Origin of the sequence: Acinetobacter sp. UBA5984, assembly GCF_002429925.1 — a bacterium.
Taxonomy (GTDB): domain Bacteria; phylum Pseudomonadota; class Gammaproteobacteria; order Pseudomonadales; family Moraxellaceae; genus Acinetobacter; species Acinetobacter variabilis.
Map to the genome: position 1 here is coordinate 1 of NZ_DJBE01000049.1, position 21,302 is coordinate 21,302.

The window sequence follows — 21,302 nt, forward strand, 5'->3', positions numbered from 1 at the left end:
TTACTGACCAGAACGGATGATGTAGTCGAAGGCAGATAATGATGCTTTGGCACCTTCACCAGTGGCGATGATGATCTGTTTGTAAGGAACAGTGGTACAGTCACCTGCAGCAAACACACCTTTGACATTGGTTTCATTGCGCTCGTTAATCACGATCTCGCCACGGTTAGTTAGCTCAACATCGGTTCCTTTCAGGAAGTCGGTGTTTGGCAACAAACCGATCTGAACGAAGATCCCTGCCAGTTCAACTATATGCTCTTCATCAGTTGCACGGTCTTTGTATTTCAACGCTGTGACTTGTGAACCATCACCGATCACTTCGGTAGAAAGCGCATTTTTGATTACGGTGGTGTTTGGCAAGCTGTTCAATTTATCTTGAAGTACCTGATCCGCACGCAGTTTTGTATCAAACTCAACGAGCGTTACATGCTCAACAATACCCGCAAGGTCGATCGCAGCTTCTACACCCGAGTTACCGCCACCAATCACCGCTACACGTTTACCTTTGAACAATGGACCATCACAGTGTGGGCAGTACGCTACACCACGAGTTTTGTATTCTGCCTCACCTGGAACATTCATTTCTCTCCAGCGTGCACCAGTAGACAGAATCACGGTTTTAGATTCAAGTTTCGCACCATTTTCTAAAGTGACTTCTACCAGACCATTCGCTGTACTATCTGCACCTTTGATATCTGAGACACGTTGCAGATTCATGATGTCAACACCGTATTCACGAACGTGTGCTTCCATTTCAGCGGCAAATTTCGGACCTTGGGTTTTTTGCACTGATGTGTAGTTTTCGATGTCCATGGTATCCATCACCTGACCGCCCATACGTTCAGCCACGATCCCAGTTTTGATGCCTTTACGTGCTGCATAGATCGCTGCAGTATTCCCTGCAGGTCCACCACCAATCACCAACACATCAAATGCATCTTTGGCATTCAGTTTTTCCGCGTCTTTGGCTGCGGCATTGGTATCCAGTTTGGCAATGATTTCTTCCAGTGTCATACGACCCTGACCAATATGTTCATTGTCCTGGAAGACCATTGGTACAGCCATGATTTTGCGTTCTTCCACTTCATCCTGGAAGAAAGCACCATCGATCATGGTTGCAGTCGTACCCGGGTTATAGATAGCAATCAGGTTCAATGCCTGAACAACATCAGGACAGTTATGACAGCTGAGTGATACGAATACGTCAAAGTCAGATTTGATCCCTAAGCCTTTAATTGATTCCAGAACTTCGGCAGAAACTTTTGGTGCATAACCTGAAGTTTGCAACAATGCCAGAATCAGCGACGTAAACTCATGGCCCATCGGCAAGCCTGCGAAGAACACACGAGGCTGTTCACCGGCTTTTGCCACACCAAAGCTTGGTGCACGTTTGTTGGTACCGTCAAAACGGGCAGTGACTAGATCAGAAAGCTGAGCGATTTCCTCAACCAGTTCTTTGATTTTGGCTGACTTGTCAGAGCTATCCAGAGTTGCCACTAATTCAATCGGGCCTTCCAAACGTTCAAGTAGTGTTTTTAATTGAGCTGAAGTATTTTGATCTAACATTGCTAACGTCTCCAAGGGAGTAAGAATTCATTCGATAAGTAGATACTAAGCCAAATCGATAAATAGATAAAACAGTTTGTTCTTATAAATTTGATCGGTTTTGCAAATGTATTGAAAAATTCATGATTAATTTCAAGCTTATATATGGGTGCTTAGCATGAATTTTCAAGTAGTTTAAAGTGTGATTGGTCTTTTTCAGTTAAGATTGGAATTCTGCATTTGAGAGTTGAACGATGGAATTACAACGCGGTATTTATCAACATTATAAGGGTAAACTTTATCAGGTCCTGCATGTGGCAACACATAGTGAAACGGAGGAAAAGCTGGTGGTTTATCAATGTCTTTATGGTGACTATTCGATTTGGGTTCGACCGCTATCCATGTTTACAGAAAGTATTAATACCAGTGATGATCGTGAAGTAGAACGCTTTAAATTGGTTCAGGCACTTTAATCAATCCATAAAAAATTTATTTAGATAACCTCAGGGAAGAGCAATGAATCAATTACAACATTTTGAAAGTTTCATGCAGGAACTGTATAAGACCTTTCATGCGCATGATCTTCAGCAAACTGAACGTCTGCAACGCTATCGAAATATTGAGCCTGAATCAGGCCGATTTTTATCATTACTCATTCGTGCCCAGCAGTCCAAACGTATTCTGGAAATTGGGACTTCTACAGGCTATTCCACTTTATGGCTGGCCGAAGCTGCCCGGCAGACTCAAGCGATGATTACAACATTAGAAACAGATGCAGAAAGAGTTGCGCAGGCCGAGCAGTATGCAAATCAGCTAGGCTTAAAGGATTTGATTGATTTTAAAGTGACAGATGCCTTGTATTATCTGCAAGCTGAGCAGGACGTATTTGATTTTATATTGTTAGATGCGGAACGTGATGCTTATGTGGATTATTGGACCCATTTGGCCCGATTGCTCAAGCCAAAAGGTGGAGTATTGCTGGTGGATAATGTGATTTCACATGCTGCGGAAGTAGAAGAATTTATTCAGCTGATCCAGCAGGATTCACGTTTTATCATAAGTACATTGCCGATTGGAGCTGGCTTACTCATGGTGACTTATCGTTAAGTAGAAATTAGTTAAATTAAAACAGGCAAACCCGGTCAAAATGTAAGTTGTATTCAAGATACTTCTGTACAAAGGCCATTTTATCTTGTCGTCTTAACAGGTTGTCATAAACAAATTCGGGAACAGGATGGTAGAGCTCTATATCGCCATTGCTATAAATGATTTTCAGGTGGCGGCTAGAAGGACTATAAGCCCATGAGATCACGGTTAGCAGTTTTTGCATACGTTTTCCTCCACTGAATATTATTATCTTATGTCTTGAACTTATGCCAACTGACATTGAAGATGTATAACTGAATTGTAAGCATAAGTAGGGGATTGTTATGAAGAGGATGCAATATGCATGCCTGATTTTTATATGATCTTTAAAGTGAAAAATAAAGATTTGGCAGGATGGCTTTAGATAGAAGGAAAAGGAAAATAAAACGGTTGGCCAATAGAGCAATCAAATAAATGTTCAAATAAAAAACCACGCTAAAAGCGTGGTTTTTTTTTGAATCAGTTCAATCTAATACAGATTAGATTTTACCAACTAGGTCGATTGAAGGAGCAAGAGTTGCGTCGCCTTCTTTCCATTTAGCTGGGCAAACTTCACCTGGGTGAGCGTGTACGTATTGAGCTGCTTTAACTTTACGAAGAAGTTCTTGAGCATCACGACCGATACCGCCAGCGTTGATTTCAACGATTTGGATTTTACCTTCTGGATCGATCACGAAAGTACCACGGTCAGCAAGGCCGTCAGCTTCAATTAGTACGTCGAAGTTTTTAGCAAGAGTCCAAGTAGGATCGCCAACCATTACGTATTGGATTTTTTTGATTTCTTCAGAAGAATCGTGCCAAGCTTTGTGAGTGAAGTGAGTGTCAGTAGAAACTGAGTAGATTTCAACGCCTAATTTTTTGAATTCTTCGTAGTTGTCAGCAAGGTCGCCAAGTTCAGTTGGGCAAACGAAAGTGAAGTCAGCTGGGTAGAAGAATACTACAGACCACTTACCTTTAAGATCAGCTTCTGTTACTTCGATGAATTTACCATTTTGGAACGCAGTTGTTTTGAACGGTTTAACTTCAGTATTAATTAAGCTCATCATTGTCTCCATGATTGAGGTTTGTATTTAATTTCCAATAGGGTACAGAAATTATTTTTCTTGCTGAAACAGTATTTTTACATAACATACATCGGAAAAACCGAATTAAGCTAAAAATAAAACACCATCAGCGCAAACAGCATTGCTCTTGATATAAATGATTCAACCGTAGAATGGTGAATACATCATGACAAGACTCACCCCGGTTTAATGCCTCTTCAGACATGATGCCGCAAGCAGTAAAATTCAAGGGTAAAAATTAAAAAATTATAAAAATATTCAAAATGGCCGTTCTTTCGCTTAGGGGCAATACAGCGTAAAATAGCTGCCTATTGTCTTTTTTTATATCAGGTGTTTTCTCAGTGCAGAGTCCTTTAAATGTAGATCAGCTCGTTATGGCGCGTGACCGTCATCGTTTAAATCGACTCCAAAAAGGTAAAGATGCCAACCAAAAGCAATATCAAGAATTATTTGAAAAATCGCATGCCAAAGTCATGCAGCGTATCGAACGCATTCCCAATATCAAGCTGAATCAGGATCTGCCTGTTACCCAGTATGCAGACAAGCTGATCGAAGCGATCCAGCAGCATCAGGTCATTATTGTGGCTGGTGAAACCGGTTCCGGTAAAACCACACAATTACCACAAATCGCCATGCTGGCAGGTCGCGGCCTGACTGGACTGATTGGCCATACCCAACCACGTCGTCTGGCTGCGCGTAGCGTATCACAGCGTATTGCGGAAGAAGTTGGCGAGAAACTGGGGGAATCGATCTCCTTTAAAGTCCGTTTTAATGAACAGGGCTCGCAGGATTCGATTGTCCGTTTGATGACGGATGGTATTTTATTAGCAGAGCTAGCCAATGACCGGTTCCTGACCAAATACGACACCATTATTATCGATGAAGCGCATGAACGCTCGCTGAATATCGATTTCATCATGGGTTATCTCAAGCAGCTGTTGCCGCGTCGTAAAGATCTAAAAGTCATCATTACTTCGGCAACGCTGGACGTAAACCGTTTCAGTAACTACTTTAATGGCGCGCCGATCTATGAAGTGGAAGGGCGTAGCTATCCGGTAGAAGTGCGTTATCGTCCAATTTCTGAAATGAGCATTGTCGGCAGTGATGACGACGAGTTTGATGATTTTGAAGAAAATCTGCCACGTGCAGTGGTTGCAGCTGTAGAAGAATGTTTTCAGGATGCACAGGAAAAAGGTCATCTAGAACATGCCGATATCCTGATTTTTGCCAGTACCGAACAGGAGATTCGTGAACTGCAGGAAACCTTGATCAAGCATGGTCCACGCCATACTGAAGTGTTACCACTCTACGCACGATTAGCATTAGCAGAACAGCAAAAAATCTTTAATCCTTCGGGCGGCGGCCGACGCATTATTATCGCCACGAACGTAGCAGAAACTGCACTGACTGTACCTAATATCCGTTATGTGATTGATAGCGGTTTTGCCCGTATTTCCCGTTATAACTATCGTTCACGGGTGCAGCGCTTACCGATCGAAGCGGTTTCTCAAGCTGCTGCCAATCAGCGTAAAGGCCGTTGTGGTCGTATTGCGCCAGGCGTCTGTATTCGTCTGTATAGTGAAGAAGACTTTTTAAGTCGTCCTGAATTTACCGAACCAGAGATTAAACGGACCAATCTGGCATCCGTTATTTTACAGATGCAAAGTCTGGGCTTAGGTTCACTGGAAGATTTTGATTTCATTGAGCCACCAGATCACCGTCTGGTCAATGATGGTCGCAAGCTCTTGATTGAGCTTGGGGCGATGGTGGAGAAGAGTAAAGCCCCTCTTTCTGAAAGAGGGGTTGGGGGAGATTCTACTAATCCTCCTAAATCCTCCTTTACGAAAGGAGGACTTCAAGGCAAGGGGGATTCTCTAACCAAAATCGGTCAGCAAATGGCAAAAATGCCAATTGATCCACGTCTGGCGCGAATGATTCTTGGCGGTGCTCATTTTGGTGCGCTGAATGAAGCTTTGGTGATTGTTGCAGCTCTGGCAGTACAAGACCCACGTGAACGTCCTGCGGATAAGCAGATGCAGGCCGATCAGAAACATGCCTTGTTCCGTGAAGCAGATTCAGATTTCCTGTTTTATATCAAGCTCTGGGATACCTTGCATAACAACCGTGAAAGTATGAGCGAAAACAAACGTCGTACTTTTGCACGTAATCATTTCCTGAGCTGGTTACGTCTGCGTGAATGGAAGAAAACTCATGAGCAGCTGGTGGATCTGGCTAAAGGCTTAAAGCTGTCCTTTAATGAAAAGAAAGCCAGTTATGAAAATCTGCATCGCGCTTTATTGACCGGCTTACTGTCTTTTATTGCCAACAAGACTGATGAACGTAATGTATTTATGGCAGTCCGTCAGCAGAAAGCACGAATTTTCCCGGCATCAACGCTGCACAAAACCAATACCCCATGGGTGATGGCTTTTGAAATGGTTGAAACCTCGCAGGTGTATTTACGAACTCTGGCAAAGATTGAGCCGGAATGGATTCTGCTCGCTGCGCGTGACTTACTGAAACATCATTATTTCGAACCACACTGGTCGAAAAAGGCAGGTGTGGTCAATGCGTATGATCAGATTTCTCTGTTTGGTCTAATCATCGAGCCGAAACGTCCGGTCAATTATGAGAAAGTGGATCAGCCGGCTGCGCATGAAATCTTCCTGCGTGATGCACTGACTACTGGTAATCTCGGCATTAATCCACCCTTCTTGAAGCATAATTTGCTGAAACTGGAAGAAGTGGAGCGGGTAGAAGACAAGCTACGCCGTCGTGACTTGGTCGTGGATGAAGAAACCATTTACCAGTTTTATGCCTCCAAAGTACCACCAGAAGTAGCCAGTCGCCGCAGTTTTGAGGACTGGCGTGCGACAGTAGAGCCACATGATCCACGTTATCTGTTTATTGATGATGATGCGCTGTGGCTGAATGATCGTCCGACCACACAACAGTTTCCGGATTATTTACGTAATGGTGAATTGCGTCTGGCGACCAGTTACCGTTTTGACCCAAGTCATGATGAAGATGGTGCAACGGTTAAAATCCCGCTGCAGGCTTTGCCGCAGGTCGATGAAAATATCTGGTCATGGGGGATTCCGGGCTGGCGTCTGGAGCTGATCGAAGCTTTATTAAAGAGTTTACCTAAAGATAAACGCCGTAGTCTGGTGCCGATTCCAGATACTGCGAAAAAGCTGGCAGCCCGTATTGATGCAGTCAATCTACGTGAGCATATTTTCAGTTTTCTGGCTTTCCAGTTGCGTGGCGAGCAGATTACAGAAAAAGATTTTAGCCTGGATCGGGTTGAGCAATATCTCTTGCCTTTGATCAAGGTGATTGATGAAAAAGGTCGTGTGATTGAACAAGGCCGTGATCTTGCCGAACTGAAAGCCCGTTGCCGTACTGAAACTCATAGTCCGGTGAAACAGTTAAAAGGTGAATTTAAAACTTTCCCAGAAAACTTTGTCTTTGAAGCGTCGCAAAAAGTGACGGGTGTAGTGGTCAAGCAATATCAGGCACTGGTTCCGACCAAAGACTTCGCTGCACTGGAACAGAAAGATGAATCTGGTGTCGTGATTCAGACCTTTAATGATCAGGCTGAAGCCGTCAAACAGCACCGTGAAGGGATTATTCGACTGGTGCATATGCAGCTCGGAGATCTGGTGCGCCAGCTGAAAAAACAGATTTCCAAACCGCTGGCACTGGCATATTCACCGCTTGGTGATAAGGCTCAACTGGAGCAAATGCTAGTTTATGCCGCACTGCACCTGTCAATTAATGAGCTGCCTGTCAATATGCAAGAGTTCCAAAAGTTGGTGGAGGATGTAAAAAAATCTTTCCTGACTCATGGCCAGACTGCACTGAAAGAAATCACGGATATTTATATCCAGTGGCAGGAAATCCGTCGTAAATTACTGCTTTTAGACCCATCTATATTTGGAAAAAATATTGATGATATTGAGGATCAGCTTGATTTGATGAGTCTTTCTGACTTCGTTTATCGGAAACCTTCCGACGTATGGTCAGAATTTCCACGTTATTTGAAAGCCCTGATCTTGCGTTTAGAACGCTTGCCAAATAACCTACAGAGGGATGATTCCGCCATTGACCAAATTGATCCGTGGATGGAAAAATTATTTCAGTTTAAAAATGACGCTCGCCTTAAAGAATTGTATTTTATGGTTGAGGAGTTAAGGATCTCATTGTTTTCTCAACCGATGAAAACGAAAACACCCGTTTCTCCAACTCGCCTGCAAAAAGTATGGGAACGTCTTGGAATCAGTTAAGATATAGGTCATTTTGAGAAGGAGTTTTACATGGGCATCCGTATTACGGGTACTGGCTTGTTCCATCCGGAAGATGTCATTACCAATGAAGAGTTAGTTGAAAGTTTAAATGCTTATGTGGAACTGTATAATCACGAAAATGCAGATAAAATCGCTGCAGGCGAATTAGATGCGCGTCGTGGTTCTAGCGCAGAATTTATTGAAAAAGCGTCAGGCGTACAACGCCGTTATGTGTCAGAAAAAACTGGCATCCTCGATCCAAAACGTTTACGTCCAAATCTACGTGAACGTTCAGATGATGAAATTTCCCTTCAGGCAGAATGGGGCGTGATTGCCGCTAAACAGGCGATGGAAAATGCCGGTGTTACTGCTGAAGATATCGATGTCGTGATCCTGTCATGTTCAAACCTGCAACGCGCTTATCCTGCGGTTGCGATTGAAATCCAGACTGCTCTGGGTATTCAAGGTTATGCGTATGACATGAACGTCGCATGTTCAGCAGCAACTTTTGGTTTAAAACAGGCTGCCGATGCCATCAAAGCAGGTGCACGTCGTGTATTGCTGGTAAATGTCGAAATTACCTCTGCACATACCGATTTCCGTTCACGTGACTGTCACTTTATTTTTGGTGATGTGGCAACTGCATCGATCATTGAAGATACTGAAACTAAAACCGGTTTCGAGATTCTGGATACTTCATTATTTACTCAGTTCTCAAACAATATCCGTAATAACTTCGGTTTCCTGAATACGTCTGAAAATGCAGATATTGACGACAAACGTTTCCGTCAGGATGGTCGTAAAGTATTTAAAGAAGTGTGTCCACTGGTTGCCAAGATGATTACTGCTCAACTTGAGAAAAATCATATTGCCCCTACAGATGTGAAACGCTTCTGGTTGCACCAGGCTAATGCCAGCATGAATGAATTAATTCTGAAACTGGTAGTGGGTAAAGAAAATGCCAAACCAGGTCTGGTACCTATCATTCTGAATGAGTTTGCCAATACTTCTTCCGCAGGTGTCATCATTGCCTTACACCGTACTGCAAATGAAGTTGAAGACGGCGAATATGGCGTACTGTGTTCATTTGGTGCAGGCTATTCAGTGGGTTCAATCCTGGTACAAAAACGCGTGGCGTAAGCCGGGAGTATATTTTGCAGGTCAAGCATGACGGAGCATGGATCAGGCGCTTAAGTGCCTTATCCAAACTGTATTTCACGCCTACTTTTTTAGGGGCTGAAAATATTGATGCCAGTCGACCTGCAATGTATGTCGGTAATCATTCCATGTATGGCATCTTTGATGCGCCAATGCTGATTGATTACTTGTACAATGAACATCAAGTGGCTGTGGTCAGTAATGCTGATCATAGCCATTTTTATGTGCCGCTATGGCGTGAAGCAGTGAAGAAATTTGGTGCTATTGATGGTGTACAGGACTACGTCCGCTCGGCCATGCAGCAAGGCTACTCGATTCTGGTCTTTCCGGGTGGTGGCCGTGAAGTGCTGAAACGGGAAGGTGAGCAGTATCAGCTGATCTGGAAAGAGCGTTACGGTTTTCTGAAATTAGCTCAAGAGTTTCAATATGATATTGTCCCTTTTGCTGCACTTGGCGGTGATGAAATCTATGAGATTGGATTTGATGCAAATAAAATCATTCAACATAAGTATTTTCAAAAATTATTAAAAATCCCTCAACTCAATAAATTATTACGTCATGGTGATGTAATTCCTTCTTTGCCTAAAAACCTTTTTTCCAAACACTTACCTTTTTATTTTCAGTTTATGCCGCGGCAGCCGATTCATCATGTACAGCACGAGAATGATCTGATTGATTTTCGTGAGCATTTACAACACAAGATCTATCAGGGGCTAGAACTGTTGGCTGACAGACGTCGGCAAGATGAAGTCTAGGTCTTTTCATCATTCCTGCTTTGCTTTACATTGAGATCGAATCGTCTAAAAAATCACCATGCATCAATTTCTGTAATAGAAAGGAAAAAGTGATTTTAAAGGATTGAAATTCAGTAGGTCTGTAACTCAATAGGGTTAAAACGAAGGGGGAAATATGGAACAGGAGGGTTTGCTACTGCCATTCAGACAGCTCGCTCAACAATGCCTCAGTATTTTTCCTGAGTTAAATCAGCTGTATCTGGATCAAATGGCGCTTATTGGTCATGTGAATGCCCAGAATTTGTTCAGGATTCATCAGGATGAGCATCGAATTGATCTGCTTAATGGCTTATTAAATATCCAGCTATATACACCTCAAGATTTAAATCTGGAAAGTCCCCATGCCTTAGCAGAAATGCAGATTGATTCCAGGCTGGCTAAAGCAGAGGCTTTGGAAGAGTTTTTCTTTCAGGATATTTACTTTGTGACTGGGGATTTAAAGCCCCAGCATTCCCTGTTTTTACGTGATAAAGCCAAACAGCTCCGTCAACTTATTATTGATCAAGTCTATATATGGGTTAATGCGCCTGAACGAGTTGCTAATTGCTTAAAGCAGATGTCGCTTATGCAAGCTGAAATTATTGACTCCTTTATGATTAAGGCTGAAGTTTATACTCAGCCTTGTATCAGTAATTGGATTCAAAGTGGGCATGAGATTCCTGCGAATGTCTTAAAACAGCTACAGCAAATCTTTTACTTGCAATATTTGCAGCCAGATGAGTTTCTATCGATTCAGTCAGTGATGGACAGTCTGGATGCATTCTGTTTCAGTGCGCCCGAGTTTCTGCACCCAGCGACTTTCCGGATTATCTCCTTATCCTTTGAAAACCGGTTCAATCTGCATGAGCTGAATGACCATATTGACGATATCCGTTTGCTGTATCGGCATGCCGAAGAGCAAAGTCATCTACTGGGCTTTGTCCGGTTGATGAATCGTGATAGCTGGCATCGGAGTGATCTGCTATCCAAACGCAATTTTCTGGAAAATAATCCTTATTTATGGCAAAAAAAAGTCGCCAAACTTCCTTTATTTGACTGTCATCGCGTAGTGAACTGGCTATTTAAACAGCCTGCGGAAATCTTGGATTGGCTGAGCAGCAATATTCAACATAGCAGTGTGCGGGTAGCAGCAACAGCTTTAAGCTTTATCGATACGCATCATATTCATCCGCAGATTGTTTTAGCTACCTTGCAATATTTTCAATATATCGCAGCACGTCTGTTTATTGATGATGTTCATCAATATGCCATTCAGCATCACTGGTTTGAGCATGAGCTAAATCGAACAGTTGTTCTCAAAGGGACGCGTCAGGCTATTGAGGATCATCGTATTGCCATTAGTCCATCGATTCTATATCTGGATGAATGGATCGGATTATTGCGGGATGTAGTGGCAATGGGTGATCAGATGACTAAAAGAGTTTACGCCAACTTAAGTCGGGTGATGCAGGCTTATATGCAGCATCTGTATAAGGTCACACGTGATTTGCCTGAGGATGTGCTGGCTTATATTCGGCCCCAAACTCAGCAAGACCGTGATTTTTATAACGTGCTACAACGTAACCAGATTCCATTTGTAGAGTTCAGGAAGCGCTTTTATTTACATGCAAGGCATGTGCGGGAATCCTGTTTTGATGGTTATATCCGTGATTATCTGCCGGAGTATTTTTCTACTCAAACAGAAGTGCCTAAAAATTTAAGCTGGACCAGTTTATTTACGCAGGCAGTTGTCTGGCATGAGCAAATTCAGAAGCAAGAGATTATTGCCAAGCTCAAAAAAGACTTTGCTCTAGCCAGCTGGAGGCCGCTCACACAAGCACATTTTCTACTGTATTTTAATTGGCGGTTTGAGGAATTGAAAACACTAGAGCGGATTATTGAAGAGGCTAGAATATTCCGGAACTGTCTGGCTGCAAGTTATGCACAGCGTATAGTCGAAGGTGAATATGTGGCCTTTCGCATGTCACATCCTGCCATTAAATTACCTTTGATTTTAGGCTGTCAGTTGCAGAATGACCAAGTCATTTTTGACCAGCTTGAGTATCCAAATAATCAAAAAGCGGAAGTTGAATATATCAATATTGCCCAGCATTTTATTAACTGGTTAAACCTGCAGGCTTGACCTGATTCAGTGCTTTTCTGTCCGTGAAGCTTAACTTTTCCGGCAAAAATCGTTAGGCTATAGCCGTTCTTTTACGGTATCTCTTTTATGAAACAGGAAACTGCACTTAAGCTCTTAAAAGCAGGGGAAAATGTCTTTTTAACCGGTTCTGCGGGTGCAGGGAAAACTTATACGCTTAATCAATATATCAATTATCTGAAAGCCCGTAAGGTGTCGGTTGCCATTACTGCATCGACTGGTATTGCGGCAACGCATATGAATGGCATGACCATTCATACCTGGGCAGGAATCGGGATCAAAGACTTTTTGTCTGAAGAAGATCTGAAGCGCATGAAAGAGCGTAAATACCTGAAAGAACACTTGGAAAATGCGCAAGTCCTGATCATTGATGAAATTTCCATGCTGCATGCCAAGCAGCTCAATCTGGTCAATCAGGTGCTGAAATATTTCAAGGAAAGTGATGAAGCTTTTGGTGGGATTCAGGTCATTGTAGCAGGGGACTTTTTCCAGTTGCCGCCCGTTGGGAAAAATGATGAGCGTAACCGCGATAAATTCTGCTTTATGTCGGATGCCTGGGTTGAAGCCAAGTTCCGTATCTGTTACTTGACTGAACAGCACCGTCAGGGCAATGACTATCTGAATGATATTCTGAATGCCATTCGTGCACAGGCCATTTCACCTGAACATCGTTCAGCGCTACAGGGTACACGTCAGCAGGACATTGGCGATACCTATACACGTCTCTATACCCACAATATGGATGTCGACAGCATTAACTTTAAGCATCTGAATGAAATTGATCAGGATCCCCGCCAGTTTGATGCGCAATGTGATGGTAATGAAAAACTGATTGAAGCCTTAAAGTCTTCAGTCCGAGCACCCGAAGCCTTAACCCTGAAAAAACATGCCAAGGTCATGTTCGTGAAAAACAACTTTGATATGGGTTATATCAACGGCAGCTTGGGTGAAGTGATCGGCTTTGAAGATGATGATGAGCATGGCATTCTGCCAAAAGTTAAACTGACAGATGGAACTACATTAATTGTAGAGCCTGAAACCTGGTCGGTAGATAATGAAGCAGGTAAAACTATTGCCAGTTTCCAGCAGATTCCACTACGTTTGGCTTGGGCGATTACCATTCATAAGTCTCAAGGCATGACGCTAGAAGCTGCTGAGATTGACCTGAGTCATACCTTTGAAAAAGGTCAGGGCTATGTAGCATTATCCCGTTTAAAAAGCTTAAATGGTCTACGCTTGAAAGGCTTTAATGAACAGGCTCTGGAACTTGATAGTCTTGCCATTAAGGCTGATCGCCGTTTTCAGGAACTGTCAGATGAAGCAGAAGCGAATTTTGAAAACGTGGATTTGACTGTACAGCATAAGGCCTTTATCCGCCATTGTGGTGGCACTTTGAACGAAGTTGAGATCCAGCGTAATGAGAAGAAAATTGCCAAAAATGGTGGTAAGCAAAACTACGCGACTGCAACCTTGGATGAAACCCGTGAACTGTTTGAAGAAGGGTATGAGATTTCCGATATTGCAACTGAACGTGGCTTGACACCAGCAACCATCATTAACCATCTCGGACGTTTGCATAAAGAGCAAGGTCTTGATATCTCAGTAGCTCATCCGGGTGAGGAAGTTGTTGAACAAGTCCGTAAGATTTATAAACGTCTAACCAAACGTCAAAATTCAGATCATTTTAATGATGATGGCAGTATTAAATTACGTCCGATCGTGGAACTGACCAGTCCGCGTATGGGTTATGATCAGGTGCGTTTGGCTTTGCTGTTTGTGGAATAAAATTTGGGTTTTTAAATTTTAGTATTTAACCTGAGCTTTTACTTTTGAAAGATCAAAAGTAACAAAAATCTTTTGTTGGATTGAAGGTACATCCTGTACATCAATCCAACGAGCGACATCCATGTCGCTGATCATGTGATTTAATACTATGCAGTTCTTAATTTTAGAATATTAATTTTTAAGAATATTGCACAATCATGGTTAAAGACTTATTGCGTTCCAATCAATAACGATAAAATCCCGGCTGCAATTAATGGCCCGACTGGGACACCACGAAGTACCGCCACACCTGCGACCGTACCAATTAATAGACCTGCAACGACATCAGGCTGACTCGACATCAGTTTCACTCCGCGTCCACCAAGCCAGGCAACAAATAGACCGATTGCAATTGCCAGTAAAGATTTCCAGCTAAGAAAAGATTTCAGAATACTGTCACCGGGAATTTTTCCGCTAGCAATTGGAGCCAATACACCAATGGTTAAAATAATAATCCCGATATTTAGGCCATGTTGCTGTACATAAGGTAAGAGTTCATTGAGAGGCGTGATTTTTAATATGATCAACACGGCCGCAGCAATGGTCACAGCAGTATTATGACTAAAAATACCGCAAGCCAGTAGAACCAGAAGAACAAGCAGATTCAGATCAAATTGGGACATAAGGAGATAGGAAAAATGAAAAGTCACAGGATTATAGGCTTTTTAGCCATTTAAAGGGAGAAAGCCTTATAAGAACTGAATCTAGTTAGTTTTCGGTATAGAATGCGCCTATTGTTCGTTTAAACAGGTTCAGACAGATGCTATTGGAAAAAATGTTGCAATCACAAGGTTTCGGCTCACGAAAACATTGTCAGCAACTGATTAAAAATGGTGCTGTTTCGATTCAAGGCGAACTCATCGATAACCCCAAGCATAAGCTGAATCTGCAAGATCTGACTTTTAGCGTCTATGGTCATGAGTATCGCTATCGGGAAAAAGTATATATTGTGCTCAACAAGCCACAAGATTATGAGTGCTCACATCAGACCACACATCATTTCAGTGTATTTGATCTGTTTGATGACATCCTGTTAAACCGTGGAATTCAATGTGTAGGTCGTCTCGATCAGGACACCACCGGATTGTTATTGCTGACGGATGATGGTCAGTTTCTACAAGCGTTGACCCATCCTAAAAAACATGTGGCGAAAGTCTATCAGATGACTACTACCGATCCCGTGACAGATGAGCAGATTCAACAGCTTGAACAGGGTGTGGAATTGAGAAATGAAAAAGGCACCTTTGCTGCTACAGATATTGTTCGTCTAGATGAAAATCGCCTGCAAATAACCATTCATCAAGGGGTTTATCATCAGGTGAAACGTATGCTGGCAGCTGTTGGTAATAAAGTGGAGCAGCTGCATCGTGCCCAGATTGGTGCATTGGCCTTGAATGAACTGGCAATAGGGGAATGGACCTATCTGGACGCAGAACAAGTGGCACAGGCAAAATTCCGTACCGAATAAAGTCTGGGATTTATTTCAGGAAACAATGGAACGTCACAAATTCATTATCCTGAATAAATCCAAGTGACTCATAAAGTTTATGTGACTGATAATTGGTTTTTTGCGTTTCCAGGCTGATTCGAAGCGCATTTTCATGTCGGGCAAACAAGATAGCAGTGTCAACCAGTTGCTTGGCTGCACCATGCCGGCGATAAGGCGGACTAATATAGACATCGTCCAGCACATAATAAGTAGAACATGCGACTGAGGAAAATCTTAAATACAGCAGAATAAATCCGGTAAAAATCTCATCTTTAGTGTTGATAAAAATGACAGTTTGACCATCTTCAAAACGCTGTTTCAAAAACTCGTAAGATAAATCCAGATTGGAAGAAGTACCATAAAATTGACGGTACTCATCAAATAAAACGGCCAGGTTAGGTATATCTTCTGACTGGGCACGTCGCACGATCATCGGCTTACTCCATGTTAATTTTATTATTTATCATTAACATCAAGCATAGCGAAGTTTGAAAGGAGAGAAACTTAAGAATTGTTCGTAAATGCAACAATGTTAAATTTTGTCGCTCTCACCTAAAATGGCATTCAGTTCTTCAAATAAATCAAAATGATCATCATCCAGATTCATCTCCTGATGATCTGCTGGAAACGCTGTAGTACTTGGACTTGAGGTTTGTTCTGCCTTAAGTTCATTCTGTTTCTGCTTGCGTAACTTGATCAGCTGTTCCAGATTAATATTCTGATTTTCAATCGAGAAGGGGATTGATTTGGTCAGAACCACCTGTTTAAAAAAAAGACGAACTGCCTGAGCCGGCGTAATCCCCAATTGTTTAAATACTGCAAATGCCTGTTTCTTTTCTTGGGAATCCAGGCGAATTTGATAAACTTCAGTTTTTCTCATAATATTTTCAAAGCTTTAAATTACTTAACTTTTCGCCTTATTCTAATAGATAACTTCGGGATTTCAATCCTCAAGTTGCCGTTTTTAGAAAATAATCTGTAATGACAAGAGATTTACAGTGTCAATTCAAGTTCAGAGCTAAATTGCATCTGCTTTTGGGTAACTGGGTCCGTAAACTGAATGTGTTTGGCCAGTAGCTGTAACGGTGTAGAAAAATCATCCCCCGCCTTATGGCAAACCTGCGGATAAAAAGGGTCATTCTGGATCGGAATTCCCAAATGACTTAAATGTACCCTTAACTGATGTTGCTTTCCTGTATGCGGTTTTAGCTCATATTTGCCCCATTGTTGATCATGTTGTAGCAGTTGAATTTCGGTTTCGCTATTAGGTTCTCCTTCTACCACCTGCATGGTATAAAAGGGCTGGCCTTTTTCCATTTTCAGCTTTGTGATGAGAGGAAAACTTAAATCATCACGATAAGCCGCAATCGCATGATAAGTTTTCTGTACTTGCCGAGTCGCAAACATTTGCTGATAAACCCCACGCGATTGCACACATTTTGAAATCAGCACCACACCTGCCGTTTCACGATCCAATCGATGAATCGGAGTAAGATGTTCATTTCCAGTTTGCTGTTTTAGGCGTACCAGCAAGGTTTCCTGTACATATTGTCCAGTAGGACTCATGGTCAGAAAATGAGGTTTATCTACGACCAGCAGATGCTCATTCTCAAACAGAATCTGATGCTGAAAAGGAACATGCACTTCGTGTGCCAAAAAACGATAATAAAAACAATGAGTATTCGCTTGAAAAGAACTTTCGATGCTTAAGGTATTACCCTGAGCATCATAAACCAGACCATTATTGAAACGGGATTGCCATTCGCTTGACTCAATATGTGGAAATTGTGCACAGAGATAGGCATAGAGTGTCTTGGATGAATCTGAGGTCGCTTGCAGGAATACTTTACTTGCCGTAACCCCATTTAGCATGGGTGGGTTAAATTCAACAGTCGAAGTCATCACAACGTGGATCTATCTCTGGTCTGGAACGGATGCTGTGAAAAAATACAGTTTCTCACAGAGGTGAATAGGCTTTTAAAGCGTTGCGATGCTATCATAATTATTCTTTTTCATCATGTCGTGAGTAATATGCCTTATTCATTTAATGTCACTTTAAAGCATGAAGATGACACCCAAAATCTGGCCAAAGTTCTGGCAAATAATTTTTCTGCGGGCGTTATATATCTGATTGGTGACTTGGGTGCGGGGAAAACCACGCTGACGCGTTATTACTTACAACAACTCGGTCATAAAGGCTCAGTAAAAAGTCCGACTTATACACTGGTGGAGCCCTATCGGGTGAATGATCAGGATATCTTTCATTTTGATTTATATCGTCTCAATGATCCTTATGAACTTGAATTGATGGGAATCCGGGACTATTTAGAAACTCCCAATGCGCTATTTTTATTTGAATGGCCTTCTAAGGGTGGCGATGAAATCCCGCAAGCCGATTTAATTATTGAAATTTTAAAATCAGAAGATGAGCTGACTCGTACCGCAAGTTTGATTTCTTCTAATCTGGGCTTACAGCAAGCTTTGGAGCGTGAATTCCCAAATGGTTGATGATCTAAGCATACGCCGTATCCGTGCACTTGATCCTGCGCTGGCGAACCAGATTGCCGCAGGTGAGGTGATTGAACGTCCTGCATCTGTGGTCAAGGAGTTACTGGAAAACTCGATTGATGCAGGTGCGACCGAGCTGATCATCCGGGTGGAACAGGGCGGCAGTACGCTGATTGAAATCATTGATAATGGCCGAGGCATTCATTATGAGGATTTGCCATTGGCCGTAATGCGTCATGCGACCAGTAAGATTCAAACGGCTGAAGAGCTGCATGCGATTACCAGCTTGGGCTTTCGTGGTGAAGCATTGGCCTCAATTGCTGCAGTGTCTCGTTTGACTCTAACGAGTAGCCAGAATGAAGATGGTATTGGCTATCAGGTCGAAGTGAACGGTACGGCTTTTGATCATCAGGACATTCAACCGGTCGCAGCATCCAAAGGTACCCAGATCCGGGTGCAGGATTTATTCTTCAATGTTCCGGCGCGGCGCAAATTTCTAAAAAAGCCCGGCACTGAATTTGGACATATCGAAGAAATTGTCCGCCGTATGGCTTTAACGCATTTCGATATTCGCTTTGTATTGGAACATAACCAAACCATCAAGCTGAATTTGCCGGTCGCAGATAGTGGTGCTTTGCGTTTTCAACGTGTGCAACAATTACTTGGCCGTCAGTTTACTGAAAATGCTTACTGGATTGATGCAGACAGTATCAATATGCGTTTATCAGGCTGGCTCGGACATCCTTCAGATGCACGGGCTCAAGCCGATCTGCAATATGTCTATGTGAATGGCCGGATCGTTAAAGACAAGACCATTTCTCATGCCTTGCGCATGGCCTATGATGGTATCCTGCATGGCCATCAGCATGCCGCTTATTTACTGTTTCTGGAAATCGATCCAGAAAGTATTGATGTCAATGTGCATCCAACCAAACATGAAATTCGTTTTCTGAATCAGCGTGAAGTACATGAATTTGTACGTCACTATGCCAAGGAAACCCTGGCACAATTCCAGACTGCGACCGCTGATCTGGCTGAGGCCATGAAAACTGAGTCTGAAGCTGTTGCGATTACACCTCAGCCACGCTATCAGGAGCAGTTTAGCCTGCATCAGTCCGTAGCCACTCAACCAGTTATTCCCGCCACATATCCATATCATCAGCGTGAAGAAGAAGCTTCTGATGTGTTAACGGATTTTGAATCATCTGGTCCACAAACTGTGCATTATGCGCAGGATTACAATAAGTCATATTCGGGTTCACAGCAGCTGAATAATGCCTTGAAAAGTTATCTCGCGCCTTTGAGAGAAACTGAACCGGAAACCAATACTTCAGCATCGGATGCATTTCAGTCACATTTACAAAGTAAAGTGGATGAGCATCCTTTGGGGATTGCGATCGCCCAGCTGCATGGGATTTATATTCTGGCGCAAAATACCGAAGGCTTAATCATCGTAGATATGCATGCGGCGCATGAGCGTATTCTGCTGCAACAGATGAAAATGGCTTGGGATAAACCGGAATTCTGGATATCCCAGCAATTGCTGATTCCTAAAGTGGTGAGCATTAGTCGAATGCAAGCTATGCGTGTTGACGAACTCAAAGATCAACTTGCTCGTTTAGGTCTGGAAATTGACCAGTATGGTCATGAACAGGTCATTGTACGAGGCGTACCGGCCATTTTACATAAGGCTGATTTTGATGCCTTGATCCCTGAATTATTGAATGATCTGGATCCTAATGATCAGGGACAGGGGTTAATGCAAAAACGTGACCAGATTCTTGCAGGTATGGCCTGTCATGGTGCGGTACGTGCGCATCGAATGTTAAGTCTATCTGAAATGAATGCTTTGCTGCGTCAGATGGAACAAACTGAATTTGCGAGCCAATGTAATCATGGTCGTCCAACCTGGCGAGCATTTCCATTGTCTCAACTTGATAAACTTTTTGCTCGGGGAGAGTAACCTTACATGTCCAATCAACTGCCGGTCATCAATTTAATGGGACCAACTGCAAGCGGTAAAACTGCTTTGGCATGTGAACTATACGAGCAAGGTCATTTTGAGCTGATTTCTGTCGATTCTGCGCTGGTCTATCGGGAAATGGACATTGGTACAGCGAAACCTTCTAAAGACGAGTTAGAGCGCTATCCGCATCATTTAATCGATATTATTAGCCCGCTCGAAGTCTATTCTGCAGCAAACTTTGTCGAAGATGCTTGCCGTCTGATTTATGATATTCATGCACGTGGTAAAACTCCAATTCTGGTGGGTGGCACCATGCTGTATTTTAAGGCCTTACTTGAAGGCTTGTCTGATAATTTACCAAGCGCAGATTACGCGGTGCGTGCCCAGATTGAAGAGGAAGCAGCTCGTGAAGGGTGGGAAGCGGTGTATGCTAAATTATGTCAGGTAGATCCCTTGGCGGGTCAGAAATTTAAAGTGAGTGATAAACAGAGAATTATCCGCGCATTAGAGGTTTTTAAGCTAACAGGTGAGCCGATTACAAAACTACAAGCAGAACAACCAAAAAATTTACCATATCGTTACAGTTTCCATAATTATGCCTTAATGCCTGATCGGTTAGAATTGCATAAACGTATTGAAAAACGTCTTGAAATTATGTGGAAAAACGGATTTTTAAATGAAGTTAAAGGATTAATGGGAAAATACGATTTTGACGAAAATTTACCCTCAATGCGTTCAGTAGGTTACCGCCAAGCCATAGAATTCTTAAAAAAAGGTGACCTAAGTCATGAAAAACAACGGGAAATGGAGGATAAGGCTTTATTTGCGACACGACAACTTGCCAAACGTCAATATACCTGGTTGAGATCTTTGCAAGAAAAGCATAAATTTACAACATATTTTACGCTCGAGCAGGCCCAAGAAGACTTGCGAAACTGTCACGGATAAAGCAAAATTTGAGTACTATCTTTTTTATAATTTTTAATTGAAAAATAGAGATAGTTTTTTGCGCTGATTTTTAAATTTTTGGAGTTATAACATGTCTAAAGGTCAAACTTTACAAGATCCATTCTTGAATTCTCTCCGTAAGGAACGTATTCCAGTTTCTATCTTCCTGGTAAACGGTATCAAATTACAAGGTCACATCGAGTCTTTTGACCAATACGTTGTATTATTAAAAAATACAGTAAGCCAAATGGTTTACAAACACGCGATTTCTACAGTAGTACCTGCACGTAATCCTCGTCCAGCTGGTGCTCCTGCTGGTCCACAAGGTGCTGGCTTCGGTGGTCAAGGTGGCGCGGGTGGCTTCGGTAGTCAAGGCGCTGCTGGTGGCTTTGGCGGTCAAGGTGGCTTCGGCGGTCAAGGTGGCTTCGGTGGTC

The 21,302-nt window shown here is 42.6% G+C and carries 19 protein-coding genes; 12 read left to right on the forward strand and 7 right to left on the reverse strand.

What is annotated here, in order from left to right; genetic code table 11:
* Complete coding sequence (ahpF, locus tag B3J29_RS07255) at positions 1-1,566, reverse strand: alkyl hydroperoxide reductase subunit F (RefSeq protein WP_214002050.1); 1,566 nt, start codon at positions 1,564-1,566, stop codon at positions 1-3.
* A 233-nt stretch (positions 1,567-1,799) separates the two neighbouring features.
* On the opposite strand from ahpF, the gene B3J29_RS07260 reads away from it, so the two are divergent.
* Entirely contained in the window at positions 1,800-2,018 is a 219-nt protein-coding gene (locus tag B3J29_RS07260) for a DUF1653 domain-containing protein (RefSeq protein WP_004784046.1), read from the forward strand.
* Between the two features lie 43 nt (positions 2,019-2,061).
* Positions 2,062-2,652, forward strand: a complete 591-nt coding sequence (locus tag B3J29_RS07265) for an O-methyltransferase (protein ID WP_034170599.1) — start codon at positions 2,062-2,064, stop codon at positions 2,650-2,652.
* Between the two features lie 16 nt (positions 2,653-2,668).
* On the opposite strand, the gene B3J29_RS07270 is transcribed toward B3J29_RS07265, so the two are convergent.
* Entirely contained in the window at positions 2,669-2,875 is a 207-nt protein-coding gene (locus tag B3J29_RS07270) for a KTSC domain-containing protein (RefSeq protein WP_004784043.1), read from the reverse strand.
* A 295-nt stretch (positions 2,876-3,170) separates the two neighbouring features.
* The gene (ahpC, locus tag B3J29_RS07275; protein WP_004784041.1) at positions 3,171-3,734 is read right to left on the reverse strand and encodes an alkyl hydroperoxide reductase subunit C; all 564 of its coding nucleotides are present in this window, start codon (positions 3,732-3,734) and stop codon (positions 3,171-3,173) included.
* 362 nt (positions 3,735-4,096) lie between these two features.
* Here ahpC and hrpA point away from each other — a divergent pair, with 362 nt between their 5' ends.
* The 5 genes from hrpA to B3J29_RS07300 all read left to right on the forward strand — a co-directional run bounded on the left by hrpA (position 4,097) and on the right by B3J29_RS07300 (position 13,918).
* Positions 4,097-8,041 (forward strand): ATP-dependent RNA helicase HrpA, encoded by a 3,945-nt coding sequence (gene hrpA, locus B3J29_RS07280; protein ID WP_286964736.1) that lies wholly within the window; start codon positions 4,097-4,099, stop codon positions 8,039-8,041.
* Between the two features lie 30 nt (positions 8,042-8,071).
* Positions 8,072-9,181, forward strand: coding sequence for a beta-ketoacyl-ACP synthase III (locus B3J29_RS07285; protein WP_004784039.1), 1,110 nt, complete (start codon positions 8,072-8,074; stop codon positions 9,179-9,181).
* Positions 9,182-9,195: 14 nt separating this feature from the next.
* Positions 9,196-9,954, forward strand: coding sequence for a 1-acyl-sn-glycerol-3-phosphate acyltransferase (locus B3J29_RS07290; RefSeq protein ID WP_214002107.1), 759 nt, complete (start codon positions 9,196-9,198; stop codon positions 9,952-9,954).
* Positions 9,955-10,108: 154 nt separating this feature from the next.
* A complete protein-coding gene (locus tag B3J29_RS07295) occupies positions 10,109-12,115 on the forward strand; it encodes a hypothetical protein (RefSeq protein ID WP_286964741.1) in 2,007 nt (668 codons plus the stop codon).
* Positions 12,116-12,202: 87 nt separating this feature from the next.
* Positions 12,203-13,918, forward strand: coding sequence for an AAA family ATPase (locus tag B3J29_RS07300; RefSeq protein WP_214002109.1), 1,716 nt, complete (start codon positions 12,203-12,205; stop codon positions 13,916-13,918).
* A gap of 209 nt (positions 13,919-14,127) precedes the next feature.
* Here the strand turns inward: B3J29_RS07300 and B3J29_RS07305 are convergent, their stop codons facing one another.
* Positions 14,128-14,580, reverse strand: a complete 453-nt coding sequence (locus tag B3J29_RS07305; protein ID WP_034170593.1) for a DUF441 domain-containing protein — start codon at positions 14,578-14,580, stop codon at positions 14,128-14,130.
* Positions 14,581-14,717: 137 nt separating this feature from the next.
* Between B3J29_RS07305 and B3J29_RS07310 the strand changes: the two genes are divergently transcribed.
* The gene (locus B3J29_RS07310; RefSeq protein ID WP_104425938.1) at positions 14,718-15,425 is read left to right on the forward strand and encodes a pseudouridine synthase; all 708 of its coding nucleotides are present in this window, start codon (positions 14,718-14,720) and stop codon (positions 15,423-15,425) included.
* 10 nt (positions 15,426-15,435) lie between these two features.
* Here B3J29_RS07310 and B3J29_RS07315 read toward each other — a convergent pair whose 3' ends face one another.
* The 3 genes from B3J29_RS07315 to B3J29_RS07325 all read right to left on the reverse strand — a co-directional run bounded on the left by B3J29_RS07315 (position 15,436) and on the right by B3J29_RS07325 (position 17,348).
* Positions 15,436-15,879, reverse strand: a complete 444-nt coding sequence (locus B3J29_RS07315; protein ID WP_104425939.1) for a GNAT family N-acetyltransferase — start codon at positions 15,877-15,879, stop codon at positions 15,436-15,438.
* Between the two features lie 99 nt (positions 15,880-15,978).
* Entirely contained in the window at positions 15,979-16,326 is a 348-nt protein-coding gene (locus B3J29_RS07320; protein ID WP_005236175.1) for a type II toxin-antitoxin system RelB/DinJ family antitoxin, read from the reverse strand.
* A 113-nt stretch (positions 16,327-16,439) separates the two neighbouring features.
* Positions 16,440-17,348: an RluA family pseudouridine synthase gene (locus tag B3J29_RS07325; RefSeq protein ID WP_005236174.1), complete on the reverse strand. Its 909-nt coding sequence runs from the start codon at positions 17,346-17,348 to the stop codon at positions 16,440-16,442.
* A gap of 129 nt (positions 17,349-17,477) precedes the next feature.
* Between B3J29_RS07325 and tsaE the strand changes: the two genes are divergently transcribed.
* The 4 genes from tsaE to hfq form a co-directional block, all read left to right on the forward strand.
* The gene (gene tsaE, locus B3J29_RS07330) at positions 17,478-17,954 is read left to right on the forward strand and encodes a tRNA (adenosine(37)-N6)-threonylcarbamoyltransferase complex ATPase subunit type 1 TsaE (protein WP_005236173.1); all 477 of its coding nucleotides are present in this window, start codon (positions 17,478-17,480) and stop codon (positions 17,952-17,954) included.
* Complete coding sequence (gene mutL, locus B3J29_RS07335; protein ID WP_005236171.1) at positions 17,947-19,917, forward strand: DNA mismatch repair endonuclease MutL; 1,971 nt, start codon at positions 17,947-17,949, stop codon at positions 19,915-19,917. The genes tsaE and mutL overlap by 8 nt, the downstream gene beginning before the upstream one ends.
* 6 nt (positions 19,918-19,923) lie before the next feature.
* Complete coding sequence (gene miaA / locus B3J29_RS07340; RefSeq protein WP_005236170.1) at positions 19,924-20,868, forward strand: tRNA (adenosine(37)-N6)-dimethylallyltransferase MiaA; 945 nt, start codon at positions 19,924-19,926, stop codon at positions 20,866-20,868.
* Positions 20,869-20,959: 91 nt separating this feature from the next.
* Positions 20,960-21,302, forward strand: a 343-nt coding sequence (gene hfq / locus B3J29_RS07345; RefSeq protein ID WP_286964751.1) for an RNA chaperone Hfq, incomplete at its 3' end; no start/stop codon positions are given.

What these genes read in the sequence shown, in the direction of transcription:
- ahpF (WP_214002050.1), bottom strand. Translation starts at nt 1,566, where the DNA reads ATGTTAGATCAAAATACTTCAGCTCAATTAAAAACACTACTTGAACGT.
- B3J29_RS07260 (WP_004784046.1), top strand. Translation starts at nt 1,800, where the DNA reads ATGGAATTACAACGCGGTATTTATCAACATTATAAGGGTAAACTTTAT.
- B3J29_RS07265 (WP_034170599.1), top strand. Translation starts at nt 2,062, where the DNA reads ATGAATCAATTACAACATTTTGAAAGTTTCATGCAGGAACTGTATAAG.
- B3J29_RS07270 (WP_004784043.1), bottom strand. Translation starts at nt 2,875, where the DNA reads ATGCAAAAACTGCTAACCGTGATCTCATGGGCTTATAGTCCTTCTAGC.
- ahpC (WP_004784041.1), bottom strand. Translation starts at nt 3,734, where the DNA reads ATGAGCTTAATTAATACTGAAGTTAAACCGTTCAAAACAACTGCGTTC.
- B3J29_RS07285 (WP_004784039.1), top strand. Translation starts at nt 8,072, where the DNA reads ATGGGCATCCGTATTACGGGTACTGGCTTGTTCCATCCGGAAGATGTC.
- B3J29_RS07295 (WP_286964741.1), top strand. Translation starts at nt 10,109, where the DNA reads ATGGAACAGGAGGGTTTGCTACTGCCATTCAGACAGCTCGCTCAACAA.
- B3J29_RS07300 (WP_214002109.1), top strand. Translation starts at nt 12,203, where the DNA reads ATGAAACAGGAAACTGCACTTAAGCTCTTAAAAGCAGGGGAAAATGTC.
- B3J29_RS07305 (WP_034170593.1), bottom strand. Translation starts at nt 14,580, where the DNA reads ATGTCCCAATTTGATCTGAATCTGCTTGTTCTTCTGGTTCTACTGGCT.
- B3J29_RS07310 (WP_104425938.1), top strand. Translation starts at nt 14,718, where the DNA reads ATGCTATTGGAAAAAATGTTGCAATCACAAGGTTTCGGCTCACGAAAA.
- B3J29_RS07315 (WP_104425939.1), bottom strand. Translation starts at nt 15,879, where the DNA reads ATGATCGTGCGACGTGCCCAGTCAGAAGATATACCTAACCTGGCCGTT.
- B3J29_RS07320 (WP_005236175.1), bottom strand. Translation starts at nt 16,326, where the DNA reads ATGAGAAAAACTGAAGTTTATCAAATTCGCCTGGATTCCCAAGAAAAG.
- B3J29_RS07325 (WP_005236174.1), bottom strand. Translation starts at nt 17,348, where the DNA reads ATGACTTCGACTGTTGAATTTAACCCACCCATGCTAAATGGGGTTACG.
- tsaE (WP_005236173.1), top strand. Translation starts at nt 17,478, where the DNA reads ATGCCTTATTCATTTAATGTCACTTTAAAGCATGAAGATGACACCCAA.
- mutL (WP_005236171.1), top strand. Translation starts at nt 17,947, where the DNA reads ATGGTTGATGATCTAAGCATACGCCGTATCCGTGCACTTGATCCTGCG.
- miaA (WP_005236170.1), top strand. Translation starts at nt 19,924, where the DNA reads ATGTCCAATCAACTGCCGGTCATCAATTTAATGGGACCAACTGCAAGC.